We start from the raw sequence: 16,611 nt of genomic DNA, 5'->3' as shown, positions 1-16,611 counted from the left end.
CCCACGACACGCGGACGGTACCGTGAACAGGCGTATCGTGCAGCTGCGGGTAGAGCGTTTGCCTCGCGCCAGGTCTGACGTCTGCACGGCGATGAGCAAGCGTCCGCTGTGACTCTGACAGCCGCCGTTGACGCTGTCCTCGCGAATGACTGAAAGTGGCCGATAAGGTGAGGTCGCCAACGTCTAGGCCGTCTCTTTGAAACCAAGGGTCTTCGTTTCGGACGGCGGGAAAAAATGCGGTATGGCGGGGCTGTTCATCGCAAAAATATTTAACTGCGCGCCGTACAGGACGTGGCCGGAGTTTGAGGTGAAGCTAAAGGTCCCGTTCGCCGAAGCCTGAGCACTCTTATTAAACGCAAGAAATCCTGCGGCGGTAGTCGGGTCCTGGGCCAGATTGATCGGTGAGCCGTCAGATGTAGTGTAGATACCGTCCTTCATTTGATACTGTTGAGCGTCGCTGCCCAAACTCTTAAAAAGGTCCAGGAAGCCAACCAGGCCGTCTGCCTCTTTGCTTACGTCGTCTAACTGTGCCTGCGTAAGGGGCGAACCATCCGCGTCTGCCCAAGATGCATAGCCGGCGACAGCATCATCGTGGAATTTCCTAACGGCTTGGACAAGGCCCGCGTTGCTGTTCAGTTTCCCCTGAATCCAGCTTTTATCATCTGCGCTAAGGCTCTTCGATACGACCTTGATTGAACCGTTACTCGACTGGAAATCGAAATGTGCATTAGCGAGGTCCGGGCGCTGTAACAACACTGATCGCATCGTGGAAACCAGGGCGTTTGCGATGTCTCGCGCGTCACTACCCATCTTCAACGGTGCGCCGATCGCATCCATATATTTCGCCAGGCGAGCTGAAATAACCGAGGAGTCAAGGGCAGTCACCGTTAGCGGTGCTGCCGCTGTTCCATCGCTTGACGCGGCCTGTTTCTGGTTCAGTGCAATCGAATTCGGATTGGTGCTGGTCGCGGTCGCCGCTGTCGCATTTGTCGAAATAATAGAGACGCTCACTTTCCCCTCGCAAAGGTTTATTTCGTAAACGTGCTTACGGCCGCAGCTGCTGGAACTTGATGGACCGCTGATTTCCGGCCTTGGTTTTCATCGACCCGCACGGTGTTGCAACACTAGAAAGCGGTCAGTCCGCCGAATCAGGGCTTCCCGGACTGGAGCACCGCAAAGCGGACGTTGATGACCTCACCCAATCGGCCAGGAACGGACCTTCGAAGTCAAATGGCAGAACGGCTGCTAGCGAGGAGTTACCGTTTAAAGATTGGGGCGGCGATCAATCTGCTTGCCGCGGCCGTTCAGGCGGCCAAACTGGCCAGCGGCAATGCTAACCTGACCTTTAGACCTTGCTTATGCCAACGCAACTCCAGGCTGCCTCTGAAACGGCGCGTGACGCTATTGCGCAGCAACATGGCGCCGAACCCTCTTTTTCGGGAGGTGCATCTATGGTCGGGCCGCCGTCTTCTTGCCAAAGGAAGTCGAGCACCTCATCGCGTCGCTCCCAGCTCAACAGGACGCGCCCCCCATCTGCTGAAAGCGCGCCGTACTTGGCGGCGTTCGTCGCCAGCTCATGAAGCACTAACGCAAGACCTGTCATCGCTTGCTCGCCAAGGCTCAGATCTTCGCCTACCACAATGAAACGATCGTGTTCTGCGGACCTATACGGTTCGAAGATTGCATCTGTCAGCCCCCGCAACGTGGCTGAGGATGACACCGACGCAGTCGGGCTCGCGCGGGGACTCTGGCGGGCGAGTGCATGTGAGGCGGCGAGGGCATGCAGTCGACCTGACAGGGTATTCGCGAAATCTGCGGTTGACGTGGCCAGTCGCGCGCCCACTTGAATCATCGAGTCAACGACAGCGAACACGTTATTGACCCGATGGTCCATTTCGCGCGTCAACATCTCCTGCTGATTTAACGCTTCGCGTAAACGCTCCTGGTTTTGCTGCATGGCAAGCGCGATGGCAACGAACGACGCCAGCTCCCGCATGATCCGCGCGTGCCCGCTATCAAAGTGTCCTTCTTCCTCGGAAACGATCCACAGCGTCCCGAGCGGTTGTCCGTGGGCCACATACAGTGGGACAAGAAGCACCTCCGGACAGCTCACGCCTGCCTCTGCAATCCACGAATAATGGCGCTCCGGGTGCCGCGTCAGGGTGGGCTCAAATCGATCAAGGCAAACACCGCAGGGACTGTAATTGCGTGGAGTGGTCCCCCCTTCGAATGGGGCGAGCTTGCCTCGCAGATGACGCCAGCGAAAGATGCCGGCTGTGCCTTCCTGCGGCTCGAACGCGCTGATTCCGGCGGACGTTGCACCGGTCATTAACATGGCGCGCTCGACGAGCTTTGGCAGGAGCTGTTCGGGATGGTCCAGCATCTGCGCACCAATGTCCTGCAGCGCAAGCTTTTCGCCGAGGTGATCTACGACGTTGGGCATCCGCCGTTGGAGTTCAGGGGTTATGTACAGGTCATACGGGGGCACGGAAGCACGCGCGGCCATACCTTCCTCATATCTTTGAACGACGTCCAGCGACTTCAACGCGATCTGCCATTTTGCTTAAAGGGCCCTCGGTAATATCACCCGATGCCGTTAATTTTATGCCAAACCGCGCAAAAAAACAGTCACCCGAATACATGTTTTCGGTCTTTCCAATCGCGCGTCAGTCTAATCCAATGCGCAGGCGCGCAAAGATGGTCCAAGCTTGATGGCGGAATTCAAGCGGGGCATTCTGGCACAACCGTTTGGCCAGCAATGCATTGAAGTCGTTGATAACGCGCAGGGCGTCCAATTCGTGAGTTGATAGTCGTACCTACCGCGGTGTGACGCATGGAGGCCGAACGGCGCATGAATAGCCCGGCCATGAAGAGACCGTCGCCGACGCCCAGGATCGTTGACATTCCTGCGTCGGTTGTGTTGCGAGTGCAATCATCTTTCGATCCGAAGTCCAGACTGTTGAACGGCAGCGCCTGCCGGTGATCGGCGCACCCTTATTAAACCGTGGCTAGCGACGTCCGCTGCGGCCCCATACATAGCGCACCCACCGCTGCCACCGGCCCTGCGGCGGAGCGGATGAGCGGTGCGCAGCCTGCGCTTCGCGGTCGCGCTCAACGCTCTTCTGCACCTGCTCGTGGATCTGCCGCAACGTCATGCCGCCGGGGCCTTTCAGCTTGTCAGGATCGGAATCGGGATCGAGATTGGGATCGTCTGTCATGGGAGCCGCCTGTTCCTCGTGAGGCGACTTGATTTTGAACCTGGTAACGATAATTGCAAAATTGCGCTTTCAATGGTGAACGCGCGAATAGCCGAATTAAAAAATGGTCCGAGGCGGGTTTCAACCGGTCGAGGCGGGCGCGCGAATGGCCGTTCCAGTTTGCAACCAACGTGCCGTAGCGCTCGCATCGGGCCGGATGGCCGATGAGAGTCGACAAGCGTCTTGCGCGACATCGTCCGTCGAGCATTCGATTCCTCTCGTCGCGCTGCGGCGCTGCGCGGCGTTATGCCTGACCATCCGTGGCAACCCGCACCCCTACCCTGCTCCGGCGCCATTTGTTGAAGTTCGTAATTTCCGCTAATGGTGTCCGTTGGAGCGCTAATGGCGTCCGTTAATTCTGCTAGCGTGGCTTTTCCACCGGAACACGAACGCTCCGCGCGGAACGACTAGGAAGGCGCAGCACGATACTTCGGTTGTTGACGCCAAAAACACTCGATTGATGAGGAATCCCACTCAAATCACGAAATCCCTCCCTGGATAGCGAACCGGGCGCCTGATATTGGTCTCCGTTAATTCTGCTAGCGATGTTCACAGCATTTGCTAATGGGAGATGAACCTGGCGGGGCTCGGCGGTTGATGAACACCACCAGCGTGCACGCCGGCGGCCGCTGCGCCCGTGGCACCCGTAGCCCGGCGTCATACATCCATTGCTGCAGGCGTTCCATCGTGCTAACTAAAGGCTGTCAGCCGGGATAACACGGATATCAGCGTCGATGATCCAAGGCATCAAAAAACAGTATTAGATGTTATAGGGCGATCTCGCTATGTTTGTGTTCACACACTAGGCTGCGCCCGAGGTCGGATCAGCAGCCACACCTGGAAGGAGACATGGATGAAATACGACGAAGACGTTCGCACGCGCTCATACCGGTTTCGCGACGAATATGTCGCGGCTACACCGGCGTGGTACAGGGGCGAGATGCACCTGGGCTTCACCCTGTTGTTCACGGGCGGCGTGATTGCGTACTGTATCGCGCAATTGCATGCGCCGACGTTTTCCGAATGGCTCGCCGTCGTTCCGCTTTTCCTGTTCGGCAACTGGGCCGAGTGGGCTGCACATCGTTACGTACTGCATCGGCCCACCAAATATTTCAGCATGATCTACAAGCGGCACTGTGCCGTTCATCATCGGTTCTTCACGCACGTCACGCTCGAGTACAAGGGGCAGAGGCACTGGCGCGCGCTGCTCTTTCCGCCGTTCGCACCTGTGGCGTTCGTGCTTGCCGCCGTGCCGTTTGCGCTTCTAATCGGCTATGTGTTCTCGCGCAATGCTGGCTACATCGCGCTGCTCACCATGGCTTCGTATTATCTAATGTACGAAGGCCTGCACACGCTTTCGCATGTCACCGATAGCCCCTTGCTCGACCGTATGCCGTTCGTCAACACCGTGCGCCGGCTTCACGTGACGCATCACGACCCGGAGCTGATGGCGACGCAAAACTTCAATCTCACGTTTCCCATCTGCGACATGTTGTTCGGAACGCGCAGCGACGTTGCGGACACCGCACGCGAGCCGCTCCAACGCAGTCGCTAGCGCTAGTAGCTACCGTCAGTGCTTGCTGAGACTTCTCGCGATGAAACGCATAGGCTCGCCTACGCTCCTGAGGATCTGGCGCAGCCCCACGTCGACAGGGGGCGCCTCGGCTGCGTGCTGTAGGTCTTATATTGCGAGGTCGTAGAATTGATCAGCGTCCGACCGATGCGGTCCGCGAGGACACTGCATCTGTTCAAGATGGCGCAGACTCAACGGATAAGCTACGTACCGCCGGACACACCGCACATCATAGCGGACCGCGCTATTGCGACAGAGCCCGAGAATCTCGATCACCCTATTGTGCCGGCATGGTCCGAGCATGTCTGTTGACGAACGCCGCGCTTAGAATGCGGTTCCCGTGGCCATCTCGAAGATGAAGTCCTTGAGCAGGACCTTCGCTTCGTCGGTGCGCGCGCCAAACTCTGCACCGACCAGCACGCCGTCTTTTTTGCGCCTGACGTTTCTGGCGACGCAATTCCATAGCACAGCGTGCGTCTTGCCATCTGTCGGCAAACGCAATGCGAGCTTGAAGTGCTCCCCGGGCATCAGTGCGGTATCGCGCAATGACAATTGAAGACCATCGATGCTGACGTTGACGACAGTCGCATCGTATCCCGCGGCGACGGCATCGTTGCGAATGACGCGGGCGGCCACCCTGGTCTCGACGCGACGATGGCGCCTCACCCTGTGTTTGACCACCTTCTCCGGATGCGCGAGTACTACAAGATCGGAGGGAGCCGCGTGCCGTGCGGTCACCCGTGTGCCGAACGTGTACACGTCTCGCCCGAATATCATTTTTGCCTGAACGACGACCCCAGGCTGCAGCAGCTCATCATCCTTTGGCGCTGTGACGATCAGCGCACTCCCCTTGACGGTGCCGACGTACGCAGTTTGCACCGAACGTTTGTCCACGCCCTCCACTGTGAGCTGCAAGCAATCCAGTGCCTGGGTCAGCGCGGGAAAGTCCACGGTGATTGCAGTAGCGGCGCTCGGCGCTGGACGATGGTTCGCGCTCGAAATCAGTATGCTGCGCGCGGACCCGCTCCCGTTTCGTGCCCCCGGCCCGCTGTCGTCGCGATATGCGCCGACATCGAAAAGGCGCTCAAGCTGCGCCTCGGAACTGATGCAGCAGCCCCGGTTCAGGAGCAATCTGCCGTTAGCCGTGTAAATCGAAAATCTGATGGGTGCACCCAGTTGGACGTCCCCTCTGCAGACTTGGACAAAGGCCATTGTGATCGACGGTATAAGTTGGACAAGTGGACTTCGCGCCGTTGCTTCGCGGCGGCTCGAATCATCGCGAGTCACCGGACTGTATCGCGGCACTTGAATCACAAACGTGCGCCAACGCTCTTCCGTCACACAAATTCCACGGATCCCGCGCCCTTTCCGAAGTCGATCCGCCCGCCCCCCCTCCGCAATGATGTTCTCCGGGCTCGATCAGAGGTTGGCGCTTCGTGAGCGAGCCAAGCGCGTCCTTGTGGAGCTCAAAAATTGCGGTACAGGGCCGCACCTGCTCGGTGCCCGTTCACCGCAACCCCAAATCCTGCTACTCGAAAGACGCTTCGCTGGAGGCAGGCGGCTAAGACGAACTTCCGCCTGCCAGCGTGGCCAACATCGATCGGGAGGGAGCAAAGAAGGTCGTACCGGTATGTGCCGTGGAGAAGTCCAGAAGCCTGTCATATGCGCCCGCCGGTTCGCCCACGAACATCCGCTGCAGCATCTTCTCGATCACCCACAAATGCCGGGTGTATCCGATGAAGTAGGTGCCAAACTCGCCGTGGCCGGCGCGACCGAAAGGCATGTTGTCGCGCAAGATATCGTGCTCGTTGCCATCCTCATCGACGATGGTCGCCAGCGTCTTGTGCGACTTGCGCGGGGCATCGTCGTCATCGAGTTCGATATTGTCGATCTTGGTTCGGCCGAGGATTTTCTCCTGCAAGTCGGTCGAGGTTTCGCCCCAAGCCGCAAGATCGTGCAGATATTTCTGCACCACGACATAGCTGCCACCAACAAAGTCGGAATCTTCGTCGCCGACGAGCGCGGACTGACCTATTTCGTGTCCGACCGGGTTGGCAGTGCCGTCCACGAAGCCAAGCAGGTCACGAGCATCGAAGTATCTGAAACCCGAAACCTCGTCGATCATCGTCACCGCCGATCCGAGGGTTCGGAGCAGGATTCGCTCGAACTCAAAGCAGAAATCTGGCCGTTCGGCACGAATGTGAAAGAGGAGATCGCCTGGCGTAGCCGGCGCCTTGTGCCGCGTGCCTTCAAGCGCGGCGAACGGCTTCAGTTCGCGAGGCTTCGTGGGCGCACCCATGCGATCCCACAGCTCGCTACCGATCCCGACGATGCAGGACAGCCGGGCGGAGAGGTCGCGAAATCCCACGGATTTCACGAGGTCGTCGATCCCACCGAGCAAATCGCGAACCTTGGCGAGGGCGTCGGCCCCCTCGTTCACGCCGACCACAAGAAAGATCGCGGCCTGCGAAAGCGGTGCCTCGATACTCTGGGCGTCGATTGGCACCCGATCCCAAGCATGTCCTGTCATATCCACTCCGTTGTTGTGACGCCGCGGCCGTGTCAACCACGGACCGCGTGCTTCTAACCCTCTACCCCAGAAAGCAGACCATCCGACGCAATGGATCGCGATTTCGAGCTTCACCCGCCAGACGCTCAAACGCAGACGTCCGGCGCGGCGATATCGCGCTGGCAGACGATCTAACGCGGCCGCGTTTGCCATTGCGTGTATTGGGGCAAACCGTAGAGGTTAGCGATATTGGCGTCAAGTAGGACGGTCGGTGGCCCTTACGGCGGTCTGCTGGCTTGCGCCAAAAATCTCCTTACACCAGCTTCCATATCCAAACAAAACGTGAACGCGCGAACGCCCTTCCCCTCTGCACTGAAAACGCCATGCATGCCCCATGCAACGTGCATTTTGACCTCCACGCGCGCCATACAAAGCGGCGTCTTCCAGGCGCGGGTTGTAACGGCTCCGTAAAACATGATCTTTCGTGGATTGGTAACTTCCCCACTGACACGCGGCGTTGCAGTTCCGCTTGCAGGCCGCGGCGCCGCGTGACCGTAGATCCATTGAAGGAGGAAGTATGAAGAAGCTGTTGGCAATCGCGGCGCTGGCCGCCCTGAGCGCAACCCTGAGCGGATGCTGGTGGGGGCCGCCTCCGGGTGGCGGCGGCGGTGGCCCTGGCGGCGGTCATGGCGACGGTCCGCATGGCGCGATCGTGGTCCCGGGACACGTCGCGCAGGGCTGACGCCAACCGGCGCACAGCGTGAGTCGGAGAAGGACGGTCAGAAGCATGACCGCCCTTTTTGCGTCAGGCGGGGAAAGTCATCGACACGACGAACCCGCCGTCGACTGCATTGTCCGCATGAAAAACGCCGCCGTTGTATCGCACGAGTCGCCGCACGATCGCGAGACCGAGGCCGCAATGGGCGTCGCCGCTGCGGGCTTCGTCCAGTCGTACGAAGGGTTGCAATGCGCGCTCCAGTTGCCCGCCCGGAATGCCGCCGCCGTGATCGCGAACCGTCAGCGTGTAGTGTCCATTGTGCCGCGACGTCGAGATCTCGACCGGTGGTTCGCCATACGTCAGCGCGTTCTCGATCAGATTGGTGAGTATCCGGTCGAGATCGACGAGCGGCAAGCCAAAGCCGTCGCCCGCCTGCAGGTCGAGACGCACCAGGGCGTCGTCTTCGAGACTGTCGCCGTAATGGCGGCGGCAATGCGCGTCCACGCTCGTGGGCGGTGACCTGTCCGCGCTCTCGCGCGCGAAATCGAGAAACTGCGTGACGATGCGCGACAACGACTCCGCGTCGCGCAGAAAGCCGCTGCGGTTTGCTTCGTCCCGCAGCAAATCCGCGCGCACCTGCATCCGCGTGATGGGCGCACGCAAGTCATGCGCGACGCCCGCCAGCATCACCGCCCTCTCCTGTTCGGCCTGTGCAAGCGCATGCACCATCTGGTTGAAATCGTCGATGAGTCCCTTCACTTCGCGCGGACCGCTCGCCGGCACCACCGGCGCGCGATGCCCAAGCCGAAACTCGCGCGCCGCAATCGCGAGGCGATGCAACGGCCGTTGCAAATGCCATGCGCCGATCAGCGCAAGGATTACAGCGAACACCAGCATCATCGCGGACGCGCTGATAAAACGGCGCGCGGGCAGCATCGAGCTTTCGAGTTTGAGCCAGCCTGCGTTGCCGGCATAGCGCACCCAGACATTGCCGCTTTCCGGGTCCGCGACCACTGCGCTGCCTGGCGGCAGCTTCGCGCGTAACGCGTTCTGGAACGGGCCTGTCGTGTCCTGGCAAGGTGCGGGGCAGCCATACGGGATCGCATTGTCCGCGTTGATGACCGACACGCCGAGCGCCGCGGAGACCTGTGAAGCGGTAACCGCGCCGTCGCGCTGCGACTGAACTGCAAGCAGCAGCGCGCGCTGCGCGTGCCCCGTATCGATCTGGCCGCGATCGCGGTCCACGAGCACGAGCGAGGTAAGATGGACAATGACGATCAGACCGACCGTCATCAACGCGAGCTGACCAAACAGCGTATTAAAGGGATTTTTCATCGTCGCTGCTGCCGGGCACGAACATATAGCCGATGCCACGTACGGTCTGGATGCGTCTTGGGTTGGCGGGGTCGTCTTCGAGCAGGCGGCGCAGTCGCCACACGGGCACGTCGATACCGCGCTCGGTCACTTCCGAGTGCGGGCCATGCAACAGGTCGACGAGTTTCGATCGCGACAGCGTTTGCATGGGATGCTGCGCAAGCACTTCAAGCAACGCATATTCGCTGCCGGTCAGCTTGAGCGGCTCGTCCTTGCGAAACAGCGTACGGCTCGCAAAGTCGAGGCGAAAGCTGCCGAAGCGCAGCGCTTCGCGCTTCTCCACCGGCGTCGTGGCCGGCGCTGCCGGTTGTGCGTGCCGCCGCAGCACCGCATGAATGCGCGCGAGCAATTCCTGCGGCATGAAGGGCTTGCCGAGGTAGTCGTCCGCGCCAAGCTCGAGACCGATCACCCGGTCTACGCCCTCCGCGCGCGCCGTCAGCATGATCACGGGGATCGTGTCGCCGCTCGCGCGTAGCTGCCGCAACGCGCTGAGACCGTCCACGCCCGGCATCATCAGATCGAGCACGACGATGGACGGCCGTTCGCGCTCCAGCCGCCGCGCCAGTTGCTTGGCGTCGTGCAATACCGAGATTTCAATGCCGCGTTGCTGAAAGAAGGTTCGCAGCAGGTCGCGAAGGTCGGCGTCGTCGTCGACCAGTAACACCTGGATGGGCGTGTCTGACATGGCTGGGCCCTGCTCGATGATTACGTTGGCGGACAGCGCAGCGCGCTCGCCCGTCGTAGCGAAATATAGCGAATCGCGCAACGCAGGCGGTTTCGGATTCTTCTGCAAGCTTACAGTCTATTACTGCGCCGCTCGCCATTTGGCGGCCATCCCCAATCAAGCGAGCGTTTGTGCGCGTTGCGTTACAGCTCGTAATGCATGCCTAAGCCACCGTAAGACGCCTCTCATTACTCTCTGGGCCATCCCTTGCCGCTGGTGCGGCGTTGCGTGGCTCCTATCGAACCGGCGACGCATGCCAGACGGTCCTTTGTCGAATTCAGCCGAAGGATGCCCAGAGCATGCCAACATTGTTCCACCCGGATGCATCGGCGGTGCGCGCTCCCCGCTTCGCGCTTCTTGCCGCGACGGTTGCCGCCGCGACGCTGATGCTGGCGGCTTGCGGCGACAACGCGCCGCACGGTCCGCCGCAAACGACACCCGAGGTCGGTGTCGAAACCATCAAGCCGCATACCGTTGTCTCGAACACCGAACTGTCGGGCCGGCTGTCGGCCATTCGTGTCGCCGAAGTGAGGCCGCAGGTCGAAGGCATCATCAGAAAGCGCCTGTTCACCGAGGGTTCGCAGGTCGCGGCCGGAGCAGTGCTTTATCAGATCGACGCAACCAGCTATCAGGCCACCTACGATCAAGCGATCGGCACGCTGGCAAAAGCTGTCGCGACCGCCAACGCCGCGCAAACCAAAGCCACGCGCTACGCCGAGCTATCGAAGATCCAGGGCGTGAGCCGTCAGGACTACGACGACGCCGTGGCCGCGCTCGAAGAGGCCAGGGCCGACGTACTTGCAGACCGCGCCGCATTGAAAACCGCCGCGATTAACCTTGGCTACACCAAGGTCGTCGCGCCCATCTCGGGGCGCATCGGCAAATCGAATGTGACCGAAGGCGCGCTCGTCACCGCTGAACAATCCACTGCGCTCGCCACCGTGCAGGCGACGAGCGAGATGTATCTCGATGTCACGCGTTCTTCCGCCGACTGGCTGCGCTTGCAGAAGGAATTCGCGAGCGGCCAGTTGCAGCCGTCGGGCGCCGACGGCGCCGTGGTCCATCTCGTGATGGAAGACGGCAGCACCTATGCGCGCGCGGGCAAGCTTCTGTTCTCCGACATCACCGTCGACGCTACGACCGGCTCCGTCACGCTGCGCTGCGTGTTTCCGAACCCGGACGGCGTGCTGCTGCCCGGCATGTTCGTGCGCGCGCGGCTCGAGGAAGGCGTGAACCACCAGGCGATCACGGTGCCGCAAATCGCGGTCTCGCGTGCGTCCGACGGCTCGGCGAGCGTGCTCACGGTCGGCGCGGACAACAAGGTCGCGCAAACGCCCGTTACCGCGGATACCGCGTCGGGCTCGGACTGGATCGTCACGAACGGCCTGAAGGCAGGCGACCGCGTAATCGTGAGCGGCTCGCAGCAGGCGCGCACCGGCGCGGTCGTAAAGCCGGTCGAGACACCGGTCGAGATGCCGGCGACGCCCGGCGCGCCCGCCACCGCGGGCAACGCAGCCGCCGCGTCCGCCGCCCACAGCTAAAGCGAGAATCTCATGGCAGGTTTCTTTATCAACCGACCGATCCTCGCGTGGGTCATCGCCATTGTCATCATGATGATTGGCGGCGCTTCCATCGAGACCCTACCGGTCGAGCAATATCCGAGCGTTGCGCCGGCTTCCGTGCAGATCACGGCGACGTATCCGGGTGCGTCCGCCGAGACCGTCGCGACGACCGTAACGCAGGTGATCGAGCAGAAACTGAGCGGCATCGACCATCTGCTCTATATGTCGTCGACGAGCAGTTCGGTCGGCCAGGCGCGCATCACGTTGACGTTCCAGCAAGGCACCAACGCGGACATCGCGCAGGTCCAGGTACAGAACAAGGTCGAGCAAGCGACCTCGTCGCTGCCCGAGACCGTCCAGGAGCAAGGCGTTCAGGTCGCGAAGGCGGCCAACTCGTTCCTGATGATCGTGTCGCTGTCGTCGAGCGACAACAGCATGAGCTCCATCGACCTCGGCAACGTCATCGCGACGCAGATCGAGGACCCGCTCACGCAGATCGACGGCGTCGGCGACGTTACGCTCTTCGGCGCGCAGCACGCCATGCGCATCTGGCTCGATCCGGTGAAACTGCAGGCAGTCGGCCTCGCCACCAGCGACGTCACCACCGCAATCACGAATCAGAACGTGCAGCTTTCCGTCGGCCAGATCGGCGGCTCGCCGTCGACTAAACCGCAGGCATTGAACGCGACGATTTCCGCGTCGAGCCTGCTGACCACGCCTGAGCAATTCGGCGCGATCCTGCTGCGCGTGAATAGCGACGGTTCGAAAGTAATGTTGAAGGACGTCGCGCGTATCGAGGTCGGCGCAGACGACTACAGCACCGACTCGCGTCTGAACGGCAAGCCCGCCGCATCGCTCGCGGTCAAGCTAGCAAGCGGCGCGAACGCCATGAGCGTGGCCAAGGCCGTGCGCGCGAAGCTCAACGAACTGAGTCCGCAACTGCCGCGCAATGTCGTCGTCGACTACCCGTACGACACCACGCCGTTCGTACGCATCTCGATTGAAGAAGTGGTCAAGACGCTGATCGAAGCGGTGCTGCTTGTCTTCGTCGTGATGTACGTGTTCCTGCAGAATCTGCGCGCCACACTGATTCCGACGATTGTGGTGCCCGTCGCGTTGCTCGGCACATTCGGCGTCATGTCGGCGGTGGGCTTCTCGATCAACGTGTTGTCCATGTTTGGCATGGTGCTGGCAATCGGCTTGCTGGTGGACGACGCGATCGTGGTGGTGGAAAACGTCGAGCGCCTGATCGCCGAAGAAGGCCTCTCGCCGATCGAAGCCACGCGCCGTGCAATGGAGCAGATCACCGGCGCGCTGATCGGCATTACGACCGTGCTGATCGCCGTGTTCATTCCGATGGCGTTCTTCTCCGGAACGACGGGCGCGATTTACCGGCAGTTCTCGATCACGATCGTTGCGGCGATGCTGCTCTCCGTGTTTCTTGCGTTGACGCTCACGCCCGCACTGTGCGCGACGCTGCTCAAGCGCTCCGACGTCGAGCATCACGCGAAGCGCGGCTTGCTCGGGTGGTTTAACCGCGTGCTCTCGCGCGGCACGGACCGCTACGATTCGGCGGTCGCGCACGTAATCGGCAAGCCGATGCGCTACATGGTGATCTACGCGTTGATCGCGGGTGTGGTCGCGCTGCTGTTCATGAAGCTGCCGTCGTCGTATCTGCCTGACGAAGACCAGGGAATCATCATCACGTCGGTCTCCGCCCCGGTCGGCACGCCCGCCTCGCAGACGCTCGAAGTGGTGAAGAAGGTCGAGGCTTACTATCGCAGCCAGCCGGAGGTGGACCAGCTCATCACGCTGACGGGCTTCAGTTTCAACGGCTCGGGACAGAACAATGCGCTCGCCTTCGTCAAGTTGAAGGACTGGAGCGTGCGGCGCGGCAGCAACGGGTCGGCGGCTGCGGTGATCCAGCGCGCGAACATGCACTTCGCAGCGTCGCACGAAGCGCAGGTTTTTGCGGTCAATCCGCCCGCGATTCAGGAGCTCGGCACGCAAAGCGGCCTCGACTTCGAACTGGAGGACCGCGCGGGCCAGGGCCACGACAAGCTGATGGCCGCGCGCCAGCAATTGATGGCACTCGCGGCCAAAGACAGCGCGTTGTCGGGCATGCGACCAGGCGGTCTGGAAGACACGCCGCAGTTCCATGTCGACATCGACCGTGAAAAGGCGAGCGCGCTCGGGCTTTCCATTGCCGATGTGAACGACACGCTGCAGACGGCGTTCGGCTCGTCGTACGTGAACAACTATGTCGATACCGGGCGCATCCAGAAGGTGTATGTGCAGGCCGATGCGCCGTACAGGATGATGCCGTCCGACGTGGGACGCTGGTATGTGAAATCGGGTACGAGCAGCACATCCAGCAGCACATCCAGCAGCAGTTCCGCGAGCAGCACCGCAAGCACCAGCACGACCAGCGGCTACGACGGCCAGATGGTGCCGTTCTCCGCATTTGCGACGGGCAAGTGGACGTTCGGGCCGCCGCAGATCGAACGCTTCAACCGCACGCTTGCAATGGAAATGACCGCTCAGACCGGCGCGAATGCCAGCACCGGGGAGGCGATGACGGCCGTGGATGCGCTCGTGAAAAAACTGCCGGCGGGCTATGGCATTGACTGGACGGGTCAGTCATATCAGGAGCGCATGGCCGGTTCGCAGGCCATCTACCTGTATGCGATTTCGTTGATTGTCGTGTTCCTCTGTCTTGCGGGCTTATATGAGAGCTGGTCCGTTCCGATTGCGGTGATTCTCGTGGTGCCGCTCGGCGTGCTGGGCGCGGTGCTCGGCGCGCATATTCGCGGCCTGTCGGACGACATCTATTTCAAGGTCGGTCTTCTCGCGACGATCGGGCTCTCCACGAAAAACGCGATTCTGATCGTCGAATTCGCGAAAGACCTGCAAGCGCAAGGTCGCAACCTGATCGAGGCGACCATCGAAGCCGCGCGTTTGCGTCTGCGTCCGATTCTGATGACGTCGCTCGCCTTCGTGTTTGGCGTGTTGCCGCTTGTCATCAGCACGGGCGCCGGGTCGGCGAGCCGCCATGCGATCGGCACCGGTGTGATGGGCGGCATGATCGCCGCCACGGTTCTCGCGATCTTTTTCGTGCCGGTGTTCTTTGTGGTCGTGCGCCGCCTGTTCGGCGAGCACGGCGACGCCCAGCAACAGGAAGGTGTTGAATGATTAAACTCAAAGTCGGTGCATGCGCGGTTGCATGCGTGGTCGCGCTGCTGACGGGCTGCACGCTCGATCCGCACTATGTTCGGCCCGCCGCGCCTATTCCGGCAGCCTATCCGGAAGGCGACGCATATGAGAGCACGACCGCAGCGAAAGACGCAGCCGATGCGGGCGCGAGCGGGTCCCTGGCAGCCTCTGCAGCGACGCCGAGCACGGCACCGCTCGCCGTCGATACCGCATGGCGCAGTTTCTTTCGCGACGAGCGTCTGCAACGATTGATCGAAATCGCGCTCGCCAACAATCGCGATCTGCGCGTCGCGGCGCTGAACGTGGCCGAGTACGAAGCCCAATACCGGATCACGCGCGCTGCCCTTGCGCCGTCCATTACGGCAAGCGGCAACATGACTCGCGAGCGCACGCAAGGCGCCATTGCAAGTTCGAGCGATGTCAGCGTCGGCACGACGTCGTGGGAAATCGACTTCTTTGGGCGCCTGCGCAGCTTGAAGCGCCAGGCGCTGGAAAACTATCTCGCAACAGATGCATCGCGGCAAAGCACGCAAATCAGCTTGATCGCGACGGTGGCGACCGACTATCTGACATTGCTCGCTGACGAGCGCCTGCTGCAATTGACAGAAGACACCGTCAAGTCGGATCAGGCCACCTACGACGTCACGAAGCGCGTGCAGGAACTCGGCAATGCATCGCTGCTCGACGTGCAGCAGGCGCAGAACTCGCTGGCGAGCGCAAAGGCGAATCTCGCGTCGTACCGGCGCGCTGTCGCGCAAGACCGCAACAACCTCGCGGCCGTGCTCGGCGCGCCGATTCCCGACAACCTGCCTCCCGCGCGCATGTTCGACGACGAGTCCATGTTCGCAGACATCGGTGCAGGCGTTCCGTCGCTGCTTCTCACCCGTCGGCCGGACATCGTGCAGGCAGAGCATGCGTTGAAGGCGGCGAACGCGAATATCGGTGCGGCGCGCGCGGCGTTTTTCCCGAAGATCGAACTGACGGCGACCGCAGGTACGTCGAGTTCGACGCTGTCGAATCTGTTCAAGGCGGGCACCGGCGCGTGGGCGTTCGCGCCGAGCGTATCGGTGCCAATCTTCGATTACGGCAGCAACAAGGCATCGCTCGATGTCGCCATAATCGAAAAGCAGATCGAGGTCGCGGACTACGAAAGCGCGATCCAGACGGCGTTCAAAGAGGTGTCGAATGCGCTGACGGCGCGGGCTACTTATGTGGACCAGGTTGAGGCGGACCGCGAGTACGTCGCTTCGGCGCAGAACTACTACACGCTTGCAGAGGCACGCTACAAGACGGGCACGGACAGCTTCCTCACCTTCCTCGACGCGCAGCGCACGCTCTACACTGCGCAGCAGCAACTGGCCACCGATATTCTCTCGCGGCAGTCGAATCTCGTGACGTTATACAAGGTGTTGGGCGGTGGCTGGGAGGGCTGAACCCGCGCGTGTGCACGGCTGGCTGCGAGTAGAAAGCCTGGACGGGTTTTTCAGAGCGGTAACTTTCTACGCGCTGACGATGCCGCCCTGCGCCGCTGGCATTTTGCCGCCACGGCTTCGCGGTGGCGGCGCGACTGCGGACGCCATTCTCGTGTCACTGCGACCGCACTGCCTCAGAAGCGCGCGCGGTAGATAGAACTACCGTCCCGGCGGATTGGGAAGGTGGTTGGAATGTGAAGCCGCAGCCT

The 16,611-nt window shown here is 61.3% G+C and carries 12 protein-coding genes; 5 read left to right on the top strand and 7 right to left on the bottom strand.

Features of this window, described 5'->3' with window-relative positions; all coding sequences use genetic code 11:
* Positions 1-183: 183 nt before the first annotated feature.
* The 3 genes from H281_RS0105230 to H281_RS0105215 form a co-directional block, all read right to left on the bottom strand.
* A complete protein-coding gene (locus tag H281_RS0105230) occupies positions 184-1,011 on the bottom strand; it encodes a hypothetical protein (RefSeq protein WP_164701821.1) in 828 nt (275 codons plus the stop codon).
* 334 nt (positions 1,012-1,345) lie between these two features.
* Positions 1,346-2,506, bottom strand: coding sequence for a sensor histidine kinase (locus H281_RS35385; protein ID WP_241077833.1), 1,161 nt, complete (start codon positions 2,504-2,506; stop codon positions 1,346-1,348).
* A 502-nt stretch (positions 2,507-3,008) separates the two neighbouring features.
* Entirely contained in the window at positions 3,009-3,218 is a 210-nt protein-coding gene (locus H281_RS0105215; protein WP_020066020.1) for a hypothetical protein, read from the bottom strand.
* Positions 3,219-4,110: 892 nt separating this feature from the next.
* Between H281_RS0105215 and H281_RS0105210 the strand changes: the two genes are divergently transcribed.
* The gene (locus H281_RS0105210; protein WP_020066019.1) at positions 4,111-4,812 is read left to right on the top strand and encodes a sterol desaturase family protein; all 702 of its coding nucleotides are present in this window, start codon (positions 4,111-4,113) and stop codon (positions 4,810-4,812) included.
* Positions 4,813-5,154: 342 nt separating this feature from the next.
* Here the strand turns inward: H281_RS0105210 and H281_RS36740 are convergent, their stop codons facing one another.
* Together H281_RS36740 and H281_RS0105200 are read right to left on the bottom strand one after the other, a co-directional pair.
* Entirely contained in the window at positions 5,155-5,781 is a 627-nt protein-coding gene (locus H281_RS36740) for a PilZ domain-containing protein (protein WP_164701819.1), read from the bottom strand.
* 610 nt (positions 5,782-6,391) lie between these two features.
* Positions 6,392-7,360 (bottom strand): Dyp-type peroxidase, encoded by a 969-nt coding sequence (locus H281_RS0105200; protein ID WP_020066017.1) that lies wholly within the window; start codon positions 7,358-7,360, stop codon positions 6,392-6,394.
* Positions 7,361-7,916: 556 nt separating this feature from the next.
* Here H281_RS0105200 and H281_RS36735 point away from each other — a divergent pair.
* On the top strand, positions 7,917-8,081 hold the full coding sequence (locus H281_RS36735; protein ID WP_020066015.1) for a hypothetical protein: 165 nt from the start codon (positions 7,917-7,919) through the stop codon (positions 8,079-8,081).
* Between the two features lie 63 nt (positions 8,082-8,144).
* On the opposite strand, the gene H281_RS0105180 is transcribed toward H281_RS36735, so the two are convergent.
* Positions 8,145-9,392: an ATP-binding protein gene (locus tag H281_RS0105180; protein ID WP_020066014.1), complete on the bottom strand. Its 1,248-nt coding sequence runs from the start codon at positions 9,390-9,392 to the stop codon at positions 8,145-8,147.
* Complete coding sequence (locus tag H281_RS0105175; RefSeq protein WP_027804303.1) at positions 9,376-10,116, bottom strand: response regulator; 741 nt, start codon at positions 10,114-10,116, stop codon at positions 9,376-9,378. The genes H281_RS0105180 and H281_RS0105175 overlap by 17 nt, the downstream gene beginning before the upstream one ends.
* Before the next feature lie 338 nt (positions 10,117-10,454).
* On the opposite strand from H281_RS0105175, the gene H281_RS0105170 reads away from it, so the two are divergent.
* The 3 genes from H281_RS0105170 to H281_RS0105160 are packed head-to-tail and all read left to right on the top strand — an operon-like array spanning position 10,455 to position 16,363.
* Positions 10,455-11,696: an efflux RND transporter periplasmic adaptor subunit gene (locus tag H281_RS0105170; RefSeq protein WP_020066012.1), complete on the top strand. Its 1,242-nt coding sequence runs from the start codon at positions 10,455-10,457 to the stop codon at positions 11,694-11,696.
* Between the two features lie 12 nt (positions 11,697-11,708).
* Positions 11,709-14,909, top strand: coding sequence for an efflux RND transporter permease subunit (locus tag H281_RS0105165; protein ID WP_020066011.1), 3,201 nt, complete (start codon positions 11,709-11,711; stop codon positions 14,907-14,909).
* Positions 14,906-16,363: an efflux transporter outer membrane subunit gene (locus H281_RS0105160; RefSeq protein ID WP_020066010.1), complete on the top strand. Its 1,458-nt coding sequence runs from the start codon at positions 14,906-14,908 to the stop codon at positions 16,361-16,363. Before H281_RS0105165 ends, H281_RS0105160 begins: the two co-directional genes overlap by 4 nt.
* Positions 16,364-16,611: the final 248 nt, after the last annotated feature.

It is taken from the genome of Paraburkholderia caledonica, from assembly GCF_000383275.1.
In the GTDB taxonomy this organism is placed as follows: domain Bacteria; phylum Pseudomonadota; class Gammaproteobacteria; order Burkholderiales; family Burkholderiaceae; genus Paraburkholderia; species Paraburkholderia caledonica.
Note: the sequence above shows the minus strand (reverse complement) of the source record. Positions and strands in the feature narration are given on the sequence as shown.